The organism is Streptomyces sp. NPDC090021 (assembly GCF_044748225.1).
Classification (GTDB): domain Bacteria; phylum Actinomycetota; class Actinomycetes; order Streptomycetales; family Streptomycetaceae; genus Streptomyces.
In genome coordinates this window covers 222,896-238,430 of the sequence record NZ_JBIVFO010000001.1, presented here as the reverse complement: position 1 = coordinate 238,430, position 15,535 = coordinate 222,896, and the positions used below count along the sequence as shown (strand labels likewise).

Annotated in this window: 20 protein-coding genes; 7 read left to right on the top strand and 13 right to left on the bottom strand. The window is 71.1% G+C overall.

The features are described from left to right. Nucleotides 1-51 precede the first annotated feature (51 nt). Complete coding sequence (locus ACIPXC_RS01135; RefSeq protein WP_401611967.1) at nt 52-891, top strand: helix-turn-helix domain-containing protein; 840 nt, start codon at nt 52-54, stop codon at nt 889-891. Beyond that, nucleotides 876-1,073 carry a DUF397 domain-containing protein gene (locus tag ACIPXC_RS01130; RefSeq protein ID WP_401611965.1) on the top strand — a complete coding sequence of 66 codons (198 nt, stop codon included), beginning with the start codon at nt 876-878 and terminating at the stop codon, nt 1,071-1,073. The genes ACIPXC_RS01135 and ACIPXC_RS01130 overlap by 16 nt, the downstream gene beginning before the upstream one ends. Nucleotides 1,074-1,113: 40 nt before the next feature. Here the strand turns inward: ACIPXC_RS01130 and ACIPXC_RS01125 are convergent, their stop codons facing one another. From ACIPXC_RS01125 to ACIPXC_RS01085, 9 genes are all read right to left on the bottom strand, one after another. Further along, nucleotides 1,114-2,343: a hypothetical protein gene (locus ACIPXC_RS01125; protein WP_401611963.1), complete on the bottom strand. Its 1,230-nt coding sequence runs from the start codon at nt 2,341-2,343 to the stop codon at nt 1,114-1,116. A 59-nt stretch (nt 2,344-2,402) separates the two neighbouring features. Then, a complete protein-coding gene (locus tag ACIPXC_RS01120) occupies nt 2,403-2,651 on the bottom strand; it encodes a hypothetical protein (RefSeq protein WP_401611961.1) in 249 nt (82 codons plus the stop codon). Between the two features lie 197 nt (nt 2,652-2,848). Continuing rightward, on the bottom strand, nt 2,849-3,565 hold the full coding sequence (locus ACIPXC_RS01115; RefSeq protein WP_401611959.1) for a TSUP family transporter: 717 nt from the start codon (nt 3,563-3,565) through the stop codon (nt 2,849-2,851). Between the two features lie 310 nt (nt 3,566-3,875). Further along, nucleotides 3,876-4,292, bottom strand: coding sequence for a hypothetical protein (locus ACIPXC_RS01110; RefSeq protein ID WP_401611957.1), 417 nt, complete (start codon nt 4,290-4,292; stop codon nt 3,876-3,878). A gap of 117 nt (nt 4,293-4,409) precedes the next feature. Next, nucleotides 4,410-5,108 (bottom strand): DUF4232 domain-containing protein, encoded by a 699-nt coding sequence (locus ACIPXC_RS01105; RefSeq protein WP_401611955.1) that lies wholly within the window; start codon nt 5,106-5,108, stop codon nt 4,410-4,412. A 186-nt stretch (nt 5,109-5,294) separates the two neighbouring features. Then, nucleotides 5,295-5,813, bottom strand: a complete 519-nt coding sequence (locus ACIPXC_RS01100; RefSeq protein ID WP_401611953.1) for a pyridoxamine 5'-phosphate oxidase family protein — start codon at nt 5,811-5,813, stop codon at nt 5,295-5,297. A gap of 35 nt (nt 5,814-5,848) precedes the next feature. Beyond that, nucleotides 5,849-6,577, bottom strand: coding sequence for a VWA domain-containing protein (locus ACIPXC_RS01095; protein WP_401611952.1), 729 nt, complete (start codon nt 6,575-6,577; stop codon nt 5,849-5,851). A gap of 41 nt (nt 6,578-6,618) precedes the next feature. Beyond that, a complete protein-coding gene (locus tag ACIPXC_RS01090) occupies nt 6,619-7,689 on the bottom strand; it encodes a hypothetical protein (protein WP_401611949.1) in 1,071 nt (356 codons plus the stop codon). 15 nt (nt 7,690-7,704) lie between these two features. Then, nucleotides 7,705-8,022, bottom strand: a complete 318-nt coding sequence (locus ACIPXC_RS01085; protein ID WP_401611947.1) for a hypothetical protein — start codon at nt 8,020-8,022, stop codon at nt 7,705-7,707. Between the two features lie 178 nt (nt 8,023-8,200). Here ACIPXC_RS01085 and ACIPXC_RS01080 point away from each other — a divergent pair, with 178 nt between their 5' ends. Continuing rightward, nucleotides 8,201-8,398, top strand: coding sequence for a hypothetical protein (locus tag ACIPXC_RS01080; protein ID WP_401611944.1), 198 nt, complete (start codon nt 8,201-8,203; stop codon nt 8,396-8,398). Nucleotides 8,399-8,632: 234 nt separating this feature from the next. Here ACIPXC_RS01080 and ACIPXC_RS01075 read toward each other — a convergent pair whose 3' ends face one another. Beyond that, on the bottom strand, nt 8,633-9,109 hold the full coding sequence (locus tag ACIPXC_RS01075) for a hypothetical protein (RefSeq protein ID WP_401611941.1): 477 nt from the start codon (nt 9,107-9,109) through the stop codon (nt 8,633-8,635). Between the two features lie 68 nt (nt 9,110-9,177). Between ACIPXC_RS01075 and ACIPXC_RS01070 the strand changes: the two genes are divergently transcribed. Further along, nucleotides 9,178-9,906, top strand: coding sequence for a class I SAM-dependent methyltransferase (locus tag ACIPXC_RS01070; RefSeq protein ID WP_401611939.1), 729 nt, complete (start codon nt 9,178-9,180; stop codon nt 9,904-9,906). Here ACIPXC_RS01070 and ACIPXC_RS01065 read toward each other — a convergent pair. After that, on the bottom strand, nt 9,893-10,933 hold the full coding sequence (locus tag ACIPXC_RS01065) for an acyl-CoA dehydrogenase family protein (RefSeq protein WP_401611937.1): 1,041 nt from the start codon (nt 10,931-10,933) through the stop codon (nt 9,893-9,895). The genes ACIPXC_RS01070 and ACIPXC_RS01065 overlap by 14 nt on opposite strands. Beyond that, nucleotides 10,933-12,078: an acyl-CoA dehydrogenase family protein gene (locus tag ACIPXC_RS01060; protein ID WP_401611934.1), complete on the bottom strand. Its 1,146-nt coding sequence runs from the start codon at nt 12,076-12,078 to the stop codon at nt 10,933-10,935. The genes ACIPXC_RS01065 and ACIPXC_RS01060 overlap by 1 nt, the downstream gene beginning before the upstream one ends. Before the next feature lie 88 nt (nt 12,079-12,166). On the opposite strand from ACIPXC_RS01060, the gene ACIPXC_RS01055 reads away from it, so the two are divergent. From ACIPXC_RS01055 to ACIPXC_RS01045, 3 genes are read left to right on the top strand one after another with little or no spacing between them, the layout of a single operon-like run. Beyond that, on the top strand, nt 12,167-12,949 hold the full coding sequence (locus ACIPXC_RS01055; RefSeq protein ID WP_401611933.1) for an SDR family oxidoreductase: 783 nt from the start codon (nt 12,167-12,169) through the stop codon (nt 12,947-12,949). A gap of 15 nt (nt 12,950-12,964) precedes the next feature. After that, nucleotides 12,965-13,606, top strand: coding sequence for a TetR/AcrR family transcriptional regulator (locus tag ACIPXC_RS01050; protein ID WP_401611931.1), 642 nt, complete (start codon nt 12,965-12,967; stop codon nt 13,604-13,606). Between the two features lie 25 nt (nt 13,607-13,631). Next, a complete protein-coding gene (locus ACIPXC_RS01045; RefSeq protein ID WP_401611929.1) occupies nt 13,632-14,789 on the top strand; it encodes an acetyl-CoA C-acetyltransferase in 1,158 nt (385 codons plus the stop codon). A gap of 25 nt (nt 14,790-14,814) precedes the next feature. On the opposite strand, the gene ACIPXC_RS01040 is transcribed toward ACIPXC_RS01045, so the two are convergent. Further along, complete coding sequence (locus tag ACIPXC_RS01040) at nt 14,815-15,456, bottom strand: SIMPL domain-containing protein (RefSeq protein WP_401611926.1); 642 nt, start codon at nt 15,454-15,456, stop codon at nt 14,815-14,817. Between the last annotated feature and the right edge of the window lie 79 nt (nt 15,457-15,535).

Sequence of the window (15,535 nt, the reverse complement as noted above, 5' to 3'; positions counted from 1 at the left end):
AGGGCTACGCTGCTGCCCGCCAAGGGAACCGTTGGAGCGGGGAGTTGTCGCATGGCCAAGCCGAAGGGTGAGGGTGGCGCGGCGCAGACGCCGGAGGAGTTCGCCCGTGAGGAACTGCGGCGCCACCGGGAGGCGGCGGGGCTGACCCAGGAAGGCCTGGGCGAGCGGATCTTCACGAGCGGGGCGTACGTCGGCCAGATGGAGTGCGGGACGCGCAGGCTCCGGCCGGAGATCGCGGAGTTGATCGACCGGGTGTTCGGTACCGGGGACTACTTCACCCGCCTGTCCAGGGCGTTCAAGCCCAAGTACGAGGACTACTTCGCCGAAGCGGCCGAGCTGGAACGCCGGGCGACGGCCATCTACGAATACGCCTCCACTCTGGTTCCCGGGTTGTTCCAGACCGCGGACTACGCCCGGGCCGTGATGCGGGGCGGCAATCCCACCGCGCTCGCCGAGTACGTTGACGGCCTCGTCGCGTCTCGACTGGAGCGCGCAGGCCTGCTCGACGATCCGGCGACCCCCGAAATGTGGGTCGTTCTGCACGAAGCGGTACTGCGGACGGCGGTCGGGGGACCTGGCGTGATGGCCGCGCAGCTGCGGCACATCTCCGCGTGCGTCCGCGGTCATCGGATCACCGTGCAGGTGGTGCCCTTCTCGGCCGGCGCCCAAGGGGCCCTGGGGTCTTTGGTGAGCATCATGCAGTTCGCGGATGCGCCAGACGTGGTGTACACGGAGGGGCCCCGCGTGGGGCAGTTGATCGACTATCCGGCCCTGGTACGGCACCATTGGAAACTCTACGATCTGGCCAGGGCCGCTGCGCTGTCTCCGGAAGTGTCCCTGGCCCTTGTCGAGTCGGTGGCGGAGGAATACGCGACATGCGCGCAGACGTGAACGGCCTGTCCTGGAGGAAGTCCTCTTACAGCAACTCCGAGAGCAACAGTTGCGTCGAAGTCTCCGACGACCTTCCCGGCGCCGTCCCGGTCCGTGACAGCAAGCTGGCCGACACCGGCCCGGTCCTGGTGTTCCCGGCCGGTGCGTGGTCCTCTTTCATCGCTGAGGTCACCAAGGACTGACGTACCGCCGTATCCGGTACCCGTCGGGCGGGACGCGCCGTCAGCCGATGCCGAAGTGTACGTACTGCGGCTCGATGTGGCGCCGGGTGGTGCCGCCCTGGAGGGTGTAGCCCGAGGCCACCCATTCCGAGGTGTTCGGGTGGTGCCGACGGCAGCTGAGGTAGTCGCCCCACGCTTCGTCGGGCGGCCCGTCGGTCCCGGCGCGGGCGACGGTAAGGCGCCACTCGCCGCCGTCGCGGAAGCCGACGACGTGCGAGGGGTGCCGGGGGCCGCCGCCGATCATCAGTGACACCCCGACCACCCCCGCCGCGTTCGGGCAGGCTGCGGGATAGGCGAAGGCCGACTCCGTGTTCCAGATGTCTGGCTCCTCCACCATCAGCTGGGTGGTGACGTCGACGACCGCCGCCTTGACGTACGGCACGGGCCGCTCGGGCTTGGGGCCGGCGGTCCAGAGGAAGCCCGCACGGGTCCCGGCGATCCAGCCGCCCGTGATCCGCGGGTCGACGGGGCGTCCGAGCCAGTTCGCCCCGTCCGGCCCCCGCGAGACGTACGGACCCGCACTCCACGGGCCGGGCTGGACGTCGAACAAGCCCACCGTGTTGGACGAGTCCGGCCAGCCATGGACGCGCAGCTTCGTCCCCGCCGTGTGACCGGCGAAGAACATGCTCTCCGATGCCCCCTGGGTGAGCCGCAGAGACCCGACGCTGGTCGTCGTGAACGACTGGTGCGTCAGATCGGCGCCTGCACGCAGCATGTTGAGCGGCATCTTGAAGGCCACCGCGGCCCGCCACCGGTTCCTCGGCTCTGTATGGTCGAACAGGTTGAACGTGAGGTACAGGTGGTTGCTGCTGACCGCTGCGTCGGGGTAGTCGAACCACCGGTCGGTCCACGCGGGATTGACGTCACGGGGGCTGATGTCCCACCAGTGCCATGTGCTCGGGGTCGCTCCAGGAGCGACGGCGACGCGGAAGACGTTGTTCCCGCCCGGGAAGGCGAGGTACTGGAGGATCCAGATCCAGATGTCCCGAACGGGTTCGTAGAGGGTGACCTGGTCGCAGCAGAACCCGTCGGCGGCCGGGGGAAGCAGGGTGAAGGGGTCCACCTGTGTCCAGCTCTTGCCGTTGGTGGTGCTGCTGCTGGCAAACCAGTTGCCGGTGACGAAGATATTGCTGTTGGCCGTCGCGACGGTCGTCTCGTTGACGGTGCTTGTCCGCTGGCCAGTGGCCTTGTCCACGAGGCCGATGTTCTGGATGAGGCTGACGTTCGCCATGGCTGGTGCGCTCCTTGGAGAGCTGCGGGCGGAGAGCCCGCGTTCACGGCCCTCGGTGACTACTCCTCGGGGACGGTCTCCGGCGCTGGGTCCGGTGTGGGGCCCATCGGCTTGCGTGGGCGCTGGGTGAGCTTCTTCTCTCGCGCGTCGAGCTGCTTGACCGTCGGCGGTTTCGGCTTCTTCGCGCCCGAATCGCCCTGCGGCGCCGGCTCATCGGGGCCTGGGATGGACTGGGCCGCTCCGGCGTGGGAGAGGGTGGCATCCTGCGCCTTGTACTCGGGGCCGGTGCCGCGGTTCGCATTCGACATGTTCCATCCCCTTAATCGCGTTGTTCGTTGGAGTTCTTGGCAGGTCGATTTCCCCGAACCGCTTTCATGTTCATTAGGCGTCCCCTGCGGGGAGATGTCAAGTACATGGAATGCCGATGCAAGTTGATTCGTTTTCCGTTTCACATGTCGCATGTTCAATTGCCGGGTGAGTAATTGAACGGTGGAGGGGTCCCGGCTCACAGACCGGCCAGCAGCCGTCCGGCGTACCCTGCCATCACGGTCCAGAAAAGTCCGGTGTATCCGCGCTCGCCGATTCTCGTGTTGAAGCGCCGCCCGAGGAACGTCGCGCCGAACATCAGGGGCACGCACACCAGGGCAACAAGGTAGTCACTCCCCGTCAGCAGAGACGCTTCCGTCCACACGGCCGCCTTCGTGGCGTCCCCGGCGAGCGAGGCCAGCGACAGTGCGCCGACCAGGTGGAATCGGTCCAGGTCGAGTCCGCGGAGAGCAAGTCCCTTCAGGGGGCCCGAGGTGCCGCTGAACCCTGACGTCGCGCCCGCGGCGAAGGCCATGACGGGTGCGCTCAGCCGCCGGGAACGCTTGAAGCCGAGTGACTCGATCAGGAACGCTGCGACGAAACTGACGATGACCGCCAGTGTCACTGCGCGCTCGGGTGCGAGAATCAGGAGTTTCGCACCCAGGAATGTGCCGGCTGCCACCAGCAATACGATGACGGTTGCCTTCCGGTACGGAAGGGTATTCCGGTAGGCGAAGACCTTGACCAGGTTGTTCGCGGCAAGGAGGAGGGCTGCCAGCGCCACTCCGGACTTGGTTCCGAGGAGCAGGGCCAGAGTGGGAACGAGAATCAGGCTTCCCCCGAACCCTGCCGACGAGGAAAGCGTGAACGCGGCCGCCACCGCCAGAAGGACAACCGGAAGCAGGTATGGCTCCATCAGCGCTCCTCAGTTGCTCACCCTTCCACGATCCTGCGCCCGACCGGCGTCTGCCACCGGGCGCGAGGCGGGCCGGTGGCACCGGGGCCAGCCGCATGACGGTGGGCGACGTGTGCGGGTGGGAGCGCCTCACCGGCCCGCGAGGCCGGGGGTTGTGGCTGGTCACGACGCCGGCGGACGAGTTCGAGGTTCGCGGCGAAGGGGTCGGGAAGTCGGCTTGTGCGGGGTTCAGGACCGTGAGCGGCTGAGCCGAGGTGCGGGCGCGCCGCCCGCCACGTCCTGACCGGGAGTGGCGGGCGGCGGCTTCGGGCTACTCGGGCTGGGTGACCGTGGCGCCCCAGTGGGTGGTCGGGGCCGAGGCGGACACCCAGGCGGTGAATCCGCCGTGGAGGCCGGTGCCGAGGGGGACCGTGACGACCGTCGGGTCCGTGCCGGGGCAGTCGACCGTGAAGGGGGCCGGGTCGCGGTCGGGGTGCTCCTGGAGCTTGAACGACACCTCGATGCTCCCTCCTCCGGCGCATCCGAACGTGATGAACGTGTCCAGGCGCGAGGAGAGGCCGCCCGAGACGAAGCCGCTGGAACCGGCCTGGTCGGCGATCCAGATCAGGCCGTCGGGGCCCGGGTAGCCGATGATCTCGCCCGTCGGCGAGGCCTGGGCCGGGGTGGCCGCCAGGGCCAGGGCGAAGGCCGGGGCCAGGGCCGCGAGGGCGGTCGTGCGCTTCTTCATGTGGTCCCCCAGGATGTCGTTCCCGTCCGTCCGTCGGACAGGCGCGACGCTACCCGGCGGTACTGACACCCGCCTGAGTACGCGTACTCAGGCGGGCACGGCCCCCGGCGGCCGGACTCAGCGGGTGAACAGCGGGGACGCCGCGTTCTCCGAGGTGCTCTGCCAGTACGTCACGCGTGCTTTGTCGTCCATGTACACGCCGCCGGAGGGTAGTTGGAGGAGCATCCCCTCACCTGTGTCCTCCTCGGGGCTCTGGCCGTGCGGGGCGAGCGCGAGGTCGGTCGTGAGCGTGCCGGACGCCTTGCCGCCCTGCCGGGCGAGCAGGCCCGCGTAGGCCTCCTTGCCGGGGCCGAGGACCACCGGGGTCCCGGGCTTGCTGTTCTCGAAGACGGCCACCAGCCGGCCGTGCCCGTCCTTGATCCGGAGCACGGGGTAGGAGGTCAGCAGACAGGTCTTGGGACCCGTGTTGACCACGGTGAGCAGGAGCTTCGAGGTGTCCTTCGCAGGCGGGACGGCCCACTCGACGGACACGTGGGCGTACTCGTCGGAGCAGTTGTTGTTCTTGCCCACCGGTTCGCCCTCCGCCTCGCCGGGCCGGGGCACGGGGGAGGCGGTGGCCGAAGGGGAGGGGGAGGGCGCCCCGGAGGCGGCTCCCGGCGTGGAACCGGAGGGCTTCGGCGGCGCCGTGGCGCCCGCCTTGTCGTCGCCTCCGGGCCCGCAGGCCGTGGTCGTCGCGAGGAGCGCGGCGGCCGTCAGGCTCAGGAACGCGGGCGTCCGGGTACGTCCGACTGTCGTGCGGTGGCGGTAGGTGTGCATCACGATCCCCCGAGGCGGCTCTGCTGGGTGTCCGGCCGAGCGACCGGCCGACGGGCCGACATGGATTCGGCCCGGTGCGGTCAGAATGCCCTGCGTGGCATCGGATTCACGCCACCCGGGGGATCGTTACAGGTCGCGCATATGAATGCCATGCTCCCGTCATGGAGGTCATGGAGGTCATGGAGGTCATGGAGCCGTCGGCGCCGTGTCCTCGCGCGGTGGTTCGTCGTCGTTGCCGCGGCGCTGGGTGCGCAGGCCGTGCTCCGGGAGCCATGTCCGTACCACCAGGTCGTCGCCCTCGACGCCGATGTGGACGACCTCCGTCAGGTCCGCGTAGAAGAGGTGGAAGGGGTGCGGGGTCTCCGTCTCCTCCGCGTACCGGTGCAGTTCCGGCGGGTCCACGAGCTCCACCGCGCGCCCGGAGATCCGTACGTCCCCGTCCGGCATGGTCTCGCCCTCGCCCGGATTGGTGTGCAGGGCGAAACGCGGGTCGCGCTGGAGGTCCCTGGCCTTCATCGAACCGGCCATCATCCCGAGCCACAGCTCCCCGCCCCGGATGTCGACGTTCAGCCCGGCCACCCGGGGGGAGCCGTCCTTGCGCAGGGTGGCCAGGACGTGGTGCGGGTACTGCGCGAAACGGGCCTGGACGGCCGCCGCGAAATCCGGTTCCGCCTTCTCGAAGACTGCCCAGCTGGTGTGCGTCATACGTCCATCAAAGCGCGGGCACCGGCGGGCCGGGGTCAGGCGCGCACGATGCCCGCACCGCGGGCCGCCGCCAGCCAGGCCGGGAACTCGCCGACGAGACGGTCGTACAGTTCGCTGTCCGGCACCGCGCGGGGGTCCTCGCCGGCGTGGAAGTAGCCCGCGTTGTCCACGGGCCGTCGGGCGGGCACGGGCAGTTCGTCCAGTCGGCGCAGGAAGTCGAACTGGGTGCTGCGGGTGTTGCCGAAGCCGACGAACTGCCAGAAGATCGGCAGCCGGGCCGCCTTGCACAGGTACTTCTCGGCCAGGGGCTTGTTGATCGGGCCGCCGTCGGTCTGGAAGACGACGAGTGCGGGGGCCGTCGCACCGGAGTCGAGGTAGTGGTCGATGACCGCGTCCATCGCCGCGTGGTAGGCGGTCTTGCCCATGTGGCCGAGGCGGGAGGCGATCTCGGTGACCCGGCCCTCGTGTCCGGCGAGGGAGATCTCCTCCACCGCGTCGACCTCGGTGGAGAAGAACACCACCGGCACGCGGCCGTCGTCGTCCAGGTGCGCGGACAGTCCCAGCACGCGGTCGGCGAGGGCCTGCACGCTGCCGTCCTGGTAGTACGGGCGCATCGACCCGGAGTAGTCCAGGACCAGGTAGACGGCCGCACGCCCGCCCTCCATGCCGTGCTTGCGCAGGGATATTCCGGCGCTCTTGTAGAGGTTCACAAGGGCCGGGGCCGACTCCTCGACCTTGCGGAGGCTGATGGCGCTGCTCGTCATGGGGCGAGGGTACGGGGAAGGCCGAAGGCCGCGGGCCCCGGTCACTTCGGGCGCTGAGCCTGGGCCTCCTTGAGGAGCTGCGGGTACGGCGTCTGAATCAGAGAGCCGCGCACGAAAGCGAGTCCGTACCGGTCGATGGCCTGCCTCTGCTCCGTGGGGTCCTTGAGGTCGAGGACCTTCTTCTCATCGGGACTCGCGACATGGACGTAGACGGCCGGAAGGGGGCGGTACAGCCACCAGACCGTCACGCGCTCCCGGCCACGCGTCAGATTCAGGAGCTCACTGCTCTGGGAGATGGGGGCCTGGTATCGGAAATACTCCTTGCGGTCCTTGATGGGGCTCGGGGGGTCATTGCCCTTCCCCTCCTTTTCCAGCTTTCCCCGCCATCTGCCCGACCTCTCGTATTGGGTATCCAATCTCATCCTGTCCTGCCTGAACGCGTAGGCCTCCACCTGAGCCGTGACCGCCTCGTAATTGGCGTCCGCCGGTTTTGTGATCTCGGCGACCACATCCTCCGCGATCTCCTCACCAGGGCTCAGTTCCTGCCCCGGTGGCTTGACCAGTTCACCGGGTTTGAGCAGCTTGGTCCTGTCCTTCGGATCGCTCGCGAGCTTGAGGTGGATCCAGTAGATGCTGCCGAGGATGTGGACGGGGGCCTCGCCGGAGTTCTTGAGGTGCAGACGCACCGGCAGAAACATCTTCGTCCCCTCCTTGTTCAGGCTCGGCTTTCCGATGTCCGCCGTGCCCTGCACCAGCGTTCTGGAGATAGAAGGGAGGTAGATCTGCGTGTACGCCAGGTTGGTGACGACGAGGACGGTGGAGACGATCGCCCCGATCGCGATGCGGCCGGGGTAGCGGAGCGCCTTCCACACACGGCGTTGGTAGAGCATCCACAAGGACCACGAGGCGCAGACCGTCAGACCTGCCCAGAGCACCAGGCACAGCGCGTACGCAGGCCTTCCCCTGCTGGCGAAGTACATGAGAATCAGCACCAGGCCGACGAAGAGTTCGACCAGTGCCCCGAAAAGAAGGGCCGGACCCGAGTACCGCATCTTGCGCTTTCGCCAGTAGTCGAATCCTGCCGCGAAGGCGACCAATTCCACGGCGGCCATGACGAGGAAAACGAATCATGTCACCCGGCCGGCGAAGGTGAGGGCGTCGAAGGAGTCCTTCACCCCTATCCAGGCGCACATGGCCGCCGTGGCCAGGAAACCGGCTGCCATGACGGCACCGGTCATGCGGCGTCCCCAGGAATTGGCCGGCCACACGGTGCAGTTTCCGTCACGCCAGTCGATGTCGGTCTTGGGGTCCACGCCGGCGCGGCGCAGGACCTTCTGCAGTTCGTGGTGGCTCCACACCCTGCCCTTGCTCTTGCCGTCGATCACGACTTTCCGCAAGCCGTCGTCATCCGGTGGTCCTACGACCACGTTGGGTTCGGTATCCATGCCGTCAGCCTGCGCCCGCGCCCAGGCGACCGCCGCTGGGGCACGTGCCAGGGGAGCCTCGCCCCCGGAATCACCGGGGGACGGCCGTCACCCGAATGGAGTAACACCGCGGGGGCCCGGACGTGGGGCCGGGCCACGATGGTGACGACCGTGTCGCTCGTCCCTACTGGAGGTTCGGATGCGTACACGACTTCTCGCGCTGATCGCCGCCGCCATACTGGCCGCCCTCGGCGCCACGACCCCCGCCGCACAGGCTGCCGCGCCCGCGATCGACGGGCAGATGTGCGCGGACGGCGGCGGAACCGTGGAGTACGAGTCCACCAAGGGCTCGTGGATCTGCGTCGACGGCACGCACAACGGCAAGTCGATCGACTGACCCCGCCCATGCCCATGGCGCCCTTCCCCCGAGGGATACGACTGCTAGAGATGTGACTGGTAGTCATACGGGGGAGGGGCGGGCCGGCCTGGGCCCCGGGCGGTTGCCCGGACCGGCCGCTGTGGCAGGCGGCGGGCACCGGCGGGCTCCTCCTGCTCCAGACCGCCCTCCTGGTCCGGTTCTCCCTGCGCCGCTCCCGGACCTGACGGCGCGACGGCCCCAGAGGCCGGCCGGCTAGTGCTTGATCTTGTAGGAGCAGCCCTTGGTGTTCGTGACACCGTCGCTCTCCGCGACCACCTTGCCGTCGACCTTGATGGTGCAGGGGGCCTGCTGGAGCGTGCCGTCGGCGCCCGTGACCGTGCCCGGGACCACGCTCACCAGGTAGCCCACCTTCTGCTCCGCGGCGGTGAGTTCGGCCGTGCCCGACTTCGTCCACGGCAGGGTCTGCTGCTCGAAGCCGCTGCCGAGGCCGCTGTACATGACGGCAGTTCTGCCCGTGCCGCCGACCTCCAGGGTCACCTCGTGCTTGGCTCCCCCGCCCGAGCCGGCCGGGGCCGACGAGGGGACGCCCTGGCCCTGCTGCTGGGAGGCCGCGGGCTGCGGCTGCTGCTTCCCGCCCTCCGGAGCGGGCTTCGGGTCCGCGCTCCCGCAGCCGGTGAGCAGCAGCGCCGCCGCGGCGCACAGCGTCATGGCGGTGATGGTCCTGCGCATGTCCTGATACCTCGATCTTGTTGCCTGGTACGTGTGGGCGAGCACGTGTGATCGAAAACAATGGACGCATGACGACACGCGCCCGTTCCTTCGACGCCGCAGCCGCTTCCTACGCCACCCACCGGCCCGGCTACCCGCCGGCCCTCCTCGACGCCGTCGAGGAACTCGCCGGGCGCCCGCTCGCCGGGGCGCGCGTGGCCGACGTAGGGGCGGGCACCGGGATCGCCACCGCCCTGCTGCGCGAGCGCGGCGCCGAGGTCCTGGCCGTGGAGCCCGGGGACGGGATGGCCGCGCAGCTGCGCCGGGCGCACCCCGGGATCCCGGTCGTGCGCGGGGACGGGGACCGACTGCCGCTGGCCACCGGCGCGTTCGACCTCCTCACCTACGCCCAGGCCTTGCACTGGACCGACCCGGTGCGCTCGGTCCCCGAGGCCCGCCGCGTGCTGCGCCCCGGCGGCGCGCTCTGCATCTGGTGGAACGACGCGGACCTCACCGTGCCCTGGATCGCCGAGCAGGAGGCGCGCCTGGCGGAGTTCTTCGGGGAGACCGAGGGCAACGGCTTCCGTGCGCTGCCCGACGGCCTCGGCGGGTTCACCACCCGCTCCGTGCGCTGGTCCCGCCGCATCCCGCTGGACGCGCACCTCGCCAACCTCGCCAGCCACTCCGCCTTCCTGATGCTGGGCGAGGTCGGCACGCGCGAGTACTTCGCCGCGGAACGCGAAGAGCTCGCCCCGCTCTTCCCCGACGGCACGGTCGAGGAGCGCTACGTGGCCGGCCTCCACGTCACGCGGGTGTGACCGACCGCATGACCTCCGCCCGGCAGGCCGACGGCGTGCCCCAGGCGTCCCGCAGCGGCCGCGCCTTGCGCAGCCACAGCGACAGGTCCAGCTCCTCGGTGTAGCCGACCGCGCCGTGGAGCCGGAGCGCCGTCATGGCCGCGCCGTACGCGGCCTCACCGCAGCGCAGCTTCGCCGCGGCCACGTCGCCGGGGGCCGTCGACAGCGCCGCCGCCCACAGCAGCGGGCGGGCGAACTCCAGGGCGAGGAGGGTGTCCGCGAGCCGGTGCTTGACCGCCTGGAAGGAGCCGATCGGCGCCCCGAACTGCGTGCGCTGCTTCACGTACCCGACCGTCCGCTCCAGCAGGGCCTCGCCGACGCCCAGGCACTGGGCCGCCGTCAGCAGCCGGGCCCAGCGCCCGGCCACGGCGGCGGCGCGCGCCACCGCCGGACCTGCGGCGAGGAGTTCACCCCCGTCACCCCCGTCACCCCTGTCACCCCCCTCGCCCCCGTCGCCGCCGGGCGCCGCGGGCCGCGACAGCCGCCGTGCGGGGTCCGTCGACGGCAGTACCTCCCCGGGGGCGGCCAGCCGCAGCTCGCCCGCCGCCGACACGGCGAAGCAGTGCGCCGCCGCGTCCGCGTCCAGGGCGTACGGGCTCCCGCCGCTCCCGCCCGGCAGCGTCAGCGTGGCCCAGGCCTCGCCCGCGACCAGGCCGGGCAGGAACCGCTCGGCGAGCCCCGCGTCCCCCAGCTCCGACAGCAGCACCGACACGGCCGCGCTCTCCACCACCGGCCCCGGCATCCCCGCCCGGCCCAGCTCCACGAAGCCGAGCGACAGCTCCGGCGCGAGCAGGCCGGCCCCCTCGTACGCCTCGGGTGCGGCCAGCGCGAACAGGCCCGTCGCCGCCAGCCGCGACCGTAGCTCGTGGCCGGGCCCGTGCTCGCCCTCCGCCCAGGCCCGTACCGCCGCCGGGACCTGCGCCGCGCCCAGCAGGGAGCGCAGCGTACGGGCGAAGTCCGACTGTTCGTCGGTCGGCAGGAAACGCATCAGCGGCGGCCCTTCGGCAGGCCGAGCAGCCGCTCGGCGATGATGTCGCGCTGGATCTCGTTGGTCCCCGCGTAGATCGGCCCGGCCAGCGAGAAGACCCACGGCTCGGCCCACTGCCCGTCCGCGCGTTCCGCGTCCGCGCCCAGCAGGTCCAGTGCCGTCTCGTGCAGGGCGATGTCGTACTCCGACCAGAACACCTTGTTCAGGCTGGACTCGGCACCGGCGGCCCCGCCCTCGGCGAACCGGGCGGCGGCGGCCCAGGTGAACAGCTCGTAGGCGCGCGCCCCGACCACCGCGTCGGCCACCCGGTCGCGCAGTGCCGAGTCGGCCGGGTCCCCCTGCGTGTGCCACAGCGCGGACAGCCGGCCGGCCGCCGCCAGGAACCGGCCGGGGGAGCGCAGGGTCAGCCCGCGTTCGTTCCCGGTGGTCGACATCGCGATCCGCCAGCCCTGCCCGGGCTCCCCGATCACGTCCTCGTCCGGTACGAAGACCTCGTCGAGGAAGAGTTCCGCGAAGGCGGGCTTGCCGTCCAGGCGGCCGATGGGCCGCACCGTGACCCCGGGCGCCCGCAGGTCGAACATCAGGTACGTCAGCCCCCGGTGCGGCTTCGGGGTGTCGGGATCGGTGCGGAAGATGCCGAAGGCCCGGTCGGCGAACGCCGCCCGCGAGGACCAGGTCTTCTGCCCGGACAGCAGCCAGCCGCCCTCCGTCCGGACCGCCCGCGAGGTCAGCGAGGCCAGGTCGGAGCCCGCCTCCGGCTCGGACCAGGCCTGCGCCCAGATCACCTCGCCGCTCGCCATCGGCGGCAGCACCCGCGCCCGCTGCTCGGCCGTGGCGTGGTCGAGGAGCGTCGGCGCCAGGAGGCTGATGCCGTTCTGCGAGACCCGGCCGGGTGCGCCGGCCGCCCAGTACTCCTCCTCGAAGACCAGCCAGTGCGCGAGGTCGACGCCCCGGCCGCCGTACTCCTCGGGCCAGGACACCACCGACCAGCGGTCCGCGTGCAGACGTGCCTCCCACTCCCGGTGCGCGGCGAAGCCCTCGCGGGTCTCCAGCGAGGGCAGGGGGGAGGCGGGGACGTGGTCGGCCAGCCAGGCGCGCGCCTCGGCCCGGAAGGCCGCCGTCTCCGCCGTCGGGGTCAGGTCCATCGGGTGCCCGCCTCCTCGAACGCCGTCACTTCCCTAACAAGTGTTTGGTAGGTTAACGTACGGCCATGAGCAGCGTCGAGGAGTTCGCATGAACGAGCCCCGGTACACCGCCGGCCACCACCTGCTGCAGGACCGCACCGCCGTCATCACCGCCGCCGCCGGGGCCGGCATCGGCGGGGCCACCGCCCGCCGCTTCCTGGAGGAGGGCGCCCGCGTCGTCATCAGTGACGCGCACGCCCGCCGGCTGAAGGAGACCGAGGACGCGCTCACCGCCGAGTTCGGAGCCGGCCGCGTCACCTCGCTGCCCTGCGACGTCACCGACGAGGACCAGGTCCGGGCCCTGTTCGCGCTCGCCGAACAGACCCACGGCCGACTCGACGTCGTCGTCAACAACGCCGGGCTCGGCGGCACCGCGGCCCTCGTCGACATGACCGACGAACAGTGGACCCGCGTCCTCGACGTCACCCTGAACGGCACCTTCCGCTGCACCCGCGCGGCCCTCCGCTCCTTCAGGGCCTCCGGCACGGGGGGAGTCGTCGTCAACAACGCCTCCGTCGTCGGCTGGCGCGCCCAGACCGGCCAGGCCCACTACGCCGCGGCCAAGGCCGGGGTCATGGCACTGACCCGCTGCGCCGCCCTGGAGGCCGCGGAGTTCGGCGTACGCGTCAACGCGGTCGCCCCCAGCCTGGCCATGCACCCGCACCTGGTGAAGGTCACCAGCGAGGAACTCCTCGCCGAACTCACCGCCCGCGAGGCCTTCGGCCGGTACGCCGAGCCCTGGGAGGTCGCCAACGTCATCGTCTTCCTGGCCAGCGGCTACGCGTCGTACATGACGGGCGAGACGGTGTCCGTCAGCAGCCAGCGCGCCTAGCCCGACAATGGACGCGTGCCCACGAACAAGCCCGCAGCCCAGCCGACGGCCAAGAAGAAGCCGCAGGTGACCCCCTCGCCCGAGCGGCGCCGCGAACTCCTCGACACCGCCGCCGAGGTCTTCGCCGCCCAGGGATACAACGCCACCACCGTCCGCAAGATCGCCGACGCCGCCGGGATGCTCGCCGGCAGCCTCTACTACCACTTCGATTCCAAGGAATCGATGCTCGACGAGATCCTCTCCGCCTTCCTGACCGAGCTGTGGGACGGCTACGACGCCGTCCTCGCCGCCGGACTCGGCCCCCGGGAGACCATCGAGGCCCTCGTCACCGAGTCCTTCCGCGAGATCGACCGGCACCGCGCCGCCGTCGCGATCTACCAGAAGGAAGCCCGCACCCTCTCCGCCCAGCCCCGCTTCCACTACCTGTCCGACTCGCAGGTGAAGTTCGAGAAGGCCTGGCTGGGGACGCTGGAACGCGGGGTCGCCGCCGAGGTCTTCCGCGCCGACCTCGACATCCGCCTCACCTACCGCTTCGTGCGCGACACGGTGTGGGTGGCGGCCTCCTGGTACCGGCCGGGCGGACAGCACAGCCCCGACGAGATCGCCCGCCAGTACCTGTCGATGGTCCTGGACGGGATCGCCCTGCGCCCCACCTGACCGCCCCGACGTCCGAGGAGTCCCGATGCCCGAGGCCTACATAGTCGACGCCGTACGCACCCCCGTGGGACGACGCGGAGGCGGCCTGTCCGCCGTCCACCCGGCCGACCTCGGCGCCCACGTCCTGAAGGAACTGGTCGCACGGTCCGGAGTGGACCCGGCCGCCGTGGAGGACGTGGTCTTCGGCTGCCTCGACACCGTCGGCCCGCAGGCCGGGGACATCGCCCGCACCGCATGGCTCGCCGCCGGCCTGCCCGAGGAGGTCCCCGGCGTCACCGTCGACCGCCAGTGCGGCTCCTCCCAGCAGGCCGTGCACTTCGCCGCACAGGGCGTGCTCTCCGGCACCCAGGACCTCGTGGTCGCCGGCGGCACCCAGAACATGTCGATGATCCCGATCGCCTTCGCCTCACGGCAGGCGGCCGAACCCCTCGGCCTCACCGAGGGCCCCTACGCGGGCTCCGCCGGCTGGCGCGCCCGGTACGGCGACGCCCCGGTCAACCAGTTCCACGGCGCCCAGCTCATCGCGCGGAAGTGGGGGATCTCGCGCCGCGACATGGAGGAGTACGCGCTCCGCTCCCACCGGCGGGCCGTGCGCGCCGCCGACGAGGGCCGCTTCGACCGCGAGATCGTGGCCCACGGCGACGTCACCGCGGACGAGGGTCCGCGCCGGGACACCACCCTGGAGAAGATGGCCGGCCTGAAGCCGGTCGTCGAAGGCGGCACCATCACCGCCGCGGTCTCCTCCCAGGTCTCCGACGGCGCCGCGGCCATGCTGATCGCCTCCGAGCGGGCGGTGCGCGAACACGGCCTGCGGCCCAGGGCCCGCATCCACCACCTGTCGGTCCGGGGCGAGGACCCCATCCGCATGCTGTCCGCGCCCGTCCCGGCGACGGCGTACGCGCTGAAGAAGACCGGCATGACCCTGGCCGACATCGACCTGGTGGAGATCAACGAGGCGTTCGCGCCGGTGGTGCTGGCCTGGCTGAAGGAGACCGGGGCCGACCCGGAACGTGTCAACGTCAACGGCGGCGCCATCGCGCTCGGCCACCCGCTGGGCGCGACCGGGGTCCGGCTGATGACCACCCTCCTGCACGAACTGGAGCGCACCGGCGGACGGTTCGGCCTCCAGACGATGTGCGAGGGCGGCGGCCAGGCCAACGTGACGATCATCGAACGCCTGTAGCCGACGGCCGCCCCCGCCGCGGGTGTCAGGAGGCGGGCAGCAGGGCGAAGCCGAGGAGGACCGCGGCGTCGACGCGCACCGAGCCCGGCGAGAGCGTGCCGTCGTGCTCGTGGTCCGCGCGCCCGACGCCGTGGCCGTGGCCGCCGACCGACTCCGGGTTCACGTCCTGGATATGGATCACCGCCCCCAGTCCGGTCCCGCAGGCCTCCGCGTACACCTCGGCCTTGCGGCGGGCGGCCTCGACCGCGCGGGCCCGTGCCTCGTCGCGCATCGCGGGCTTGTCCCGGACCTCGAAGCGGACGTCGTCGACACGGTTCGCCCCGGCCGTGACGGCGTCCTCGATCAGCAGCTCCAGCCGGTCGAGCGCCTCCGTCTGCACCGTGTACTTCGCCTCGCAGCTGTAGCCGAGGAAGGTCCGCTCCGCGCCGTACCCGCTGTACTGCGAGGTCAGCCGGAGCCGGGAACCGGAGACGTCCGCGTCCGGTACGCCGTGCTCGCGCAGGGTCTCGCGCAGCCGGGCCACCGCCGCCCCCGCCTCGGCGAAGGCCACCTTGGGCGTCGGGGCGAGGAGGTCGACCGCGAGGTCCACGAAGGCGAGACTGGGTTCGGCGGACACGCTGCCCGCGCCGAGCACACTGAGCCCCCAGGGCTCTCTGATCGCTGCCATCCCATGATCAAACCAGGCGGGGGAGCCCGCCACCAGGGACTTCCGAGTCCAGGGGGGTGGAGGTCACACTCATTCGCTC

Excerpts from the sequence above, each read along its gene's own strand:
- ACIPXC_RS01135 (WP_401611967.1), top strand. The coding sequence starts at position 52 with ATGGCCAAGCCGAAGGGTGAGGGTGGCGCGGCGCAGACGCCGGAGGAG.
- ACIPXC_RS01130 (WP_401611965.1), top strand. The coding sequence starts at position 876 with ATGCGCGCAGACGTGAACGGCCTGTCCTGGAGGAAGTCCTCTTACAGC.
- ACIPXC_RS01125 (WP_401611963.1), bottom strand. The coding sequence starts at position 2,343 with ATGGCGAACGTCAGCCTCATCCAGAACATCGGCCTCGTGGACAAGGCC.
- ACIPXC_RS01120 (WP_401611961.1), bottom strand. The coding sequence starts at position 2,651 with ATGTCGAATGCGAACCGCGGCACCGGCCCCGAGTACAAGGCGCAGGAT.
- ACIPXC_RS01115 (WP_401611959.1), bottom strand. The coding sequence starts at position 3,565 with ATGGAGCCATACCTGCTTCCGGTTGTCCTTCTGGCGGTGGCGGCCGCG.
- ACIPXC_RS01110 (WP_401611957.1), bottom strand. The coding sequence starts at position 4,292 with ATGAAGAAGCGCACGACCGCCCTCGCGGCCCTGGCCCCGGCCTTCGCC.
- ACIPXC_RS01105 (WP_401611955.1), bottom strand. The coding sequence starts at position 5,108 with ATGCACACCTACCGCCACCGCACGACAGTCGGACGTACCCGGACGCCC.
- ACIPXC_RS01100 (WP_401611953.1), bottom strand. The coding sequence starts at position 5,813 with ATGACGCACACCAGCTGGGCAGTCTTCGAGAAGGCGGAACCGGATTTC.
- ACIPXC_RS01095 (WP_401611952.1), bottom strand. The coding sequence starts at position 6,577 with ATGACGAGCAGCGCCATCAGCCTCCGCAAGGTCGAGGAGTCGGCCCCG.
- ACIPXC_RS01090 (WP_401611949.1), bottom strand. The coding sequence starts at position 7,689 with ATGGCCGCCGTGGAATTGGTCGCCTTCGCGGCAGGATTCGACTACTGG.
- ACIPXC_RS01085 (WP_401611947.1), bottom strand. The coding sequence starts at position 8,022 with ATGGATACCGAACCCAACGTGGTCGTAGGACCACCGGATGACGACGGC.
- ACIPXC_RS01080 (WP_401611944.1), top strand. The coding sequence starts at position 8,201 with ATGCGTACACGACTTCTCGCGCTGATCGCCGCCGCCATACTGGCCGCC.
- ACIPXC_RS01075 (WP_401611941.1), bottom strand. The coding sequence starts at position 9,109 with ATGCGCAGGACCATCACCGCCATGACGCTGTGCGCCGCGGCGGCGCTG.
- ACIPXC_RS01070 (WP_401611939.1), top strand. The coding sequence starts at position 9,178 with ATGACGACACGCGCCCGTTCCTTCGACGCCGCAGCCGCTTCCTACGCC.
- ACIPXC_RS01065 (WP_401611937.1), bottom strand. The coding sequence starts at position 10,933 with ATGCGTTTCCTGCCGACCGACGAACAGTCGGACTTCGCCCGTACGCTG.
- ACIPXC_RS01060 (WP_401611934.1), bottom strand. The coding sequence starts at position 12,078 with ATGGACCTGACCCCGACGGCGGAGACGGCGGCCTTCCGGGCCGAGGCG.
- ACIPXC_RS01055 (WP_401611933.1), top strand. The coding sequence starts at position 12,167 with ATGAACGAGCCCCGGTACACCGCCGGCCACCACCTGCTGCAGGACCGC.
- ACIPXC_RS01045 (WP_401611929.1), top strand. The coding sequence starts at position 13,632 with ATGCCCGAGGCCTACATAGTCGACGCCGTACGCACCCCCGTGGGACGA.
- ACIPXC_RS01040 (WP_401611926.1), bottom strand. The coding sequence starts at position 15,456 with ATGGCAGCGATCAGAGAGCCCTGGGGGCTCAGTGTGCTCGGCGCGGGC.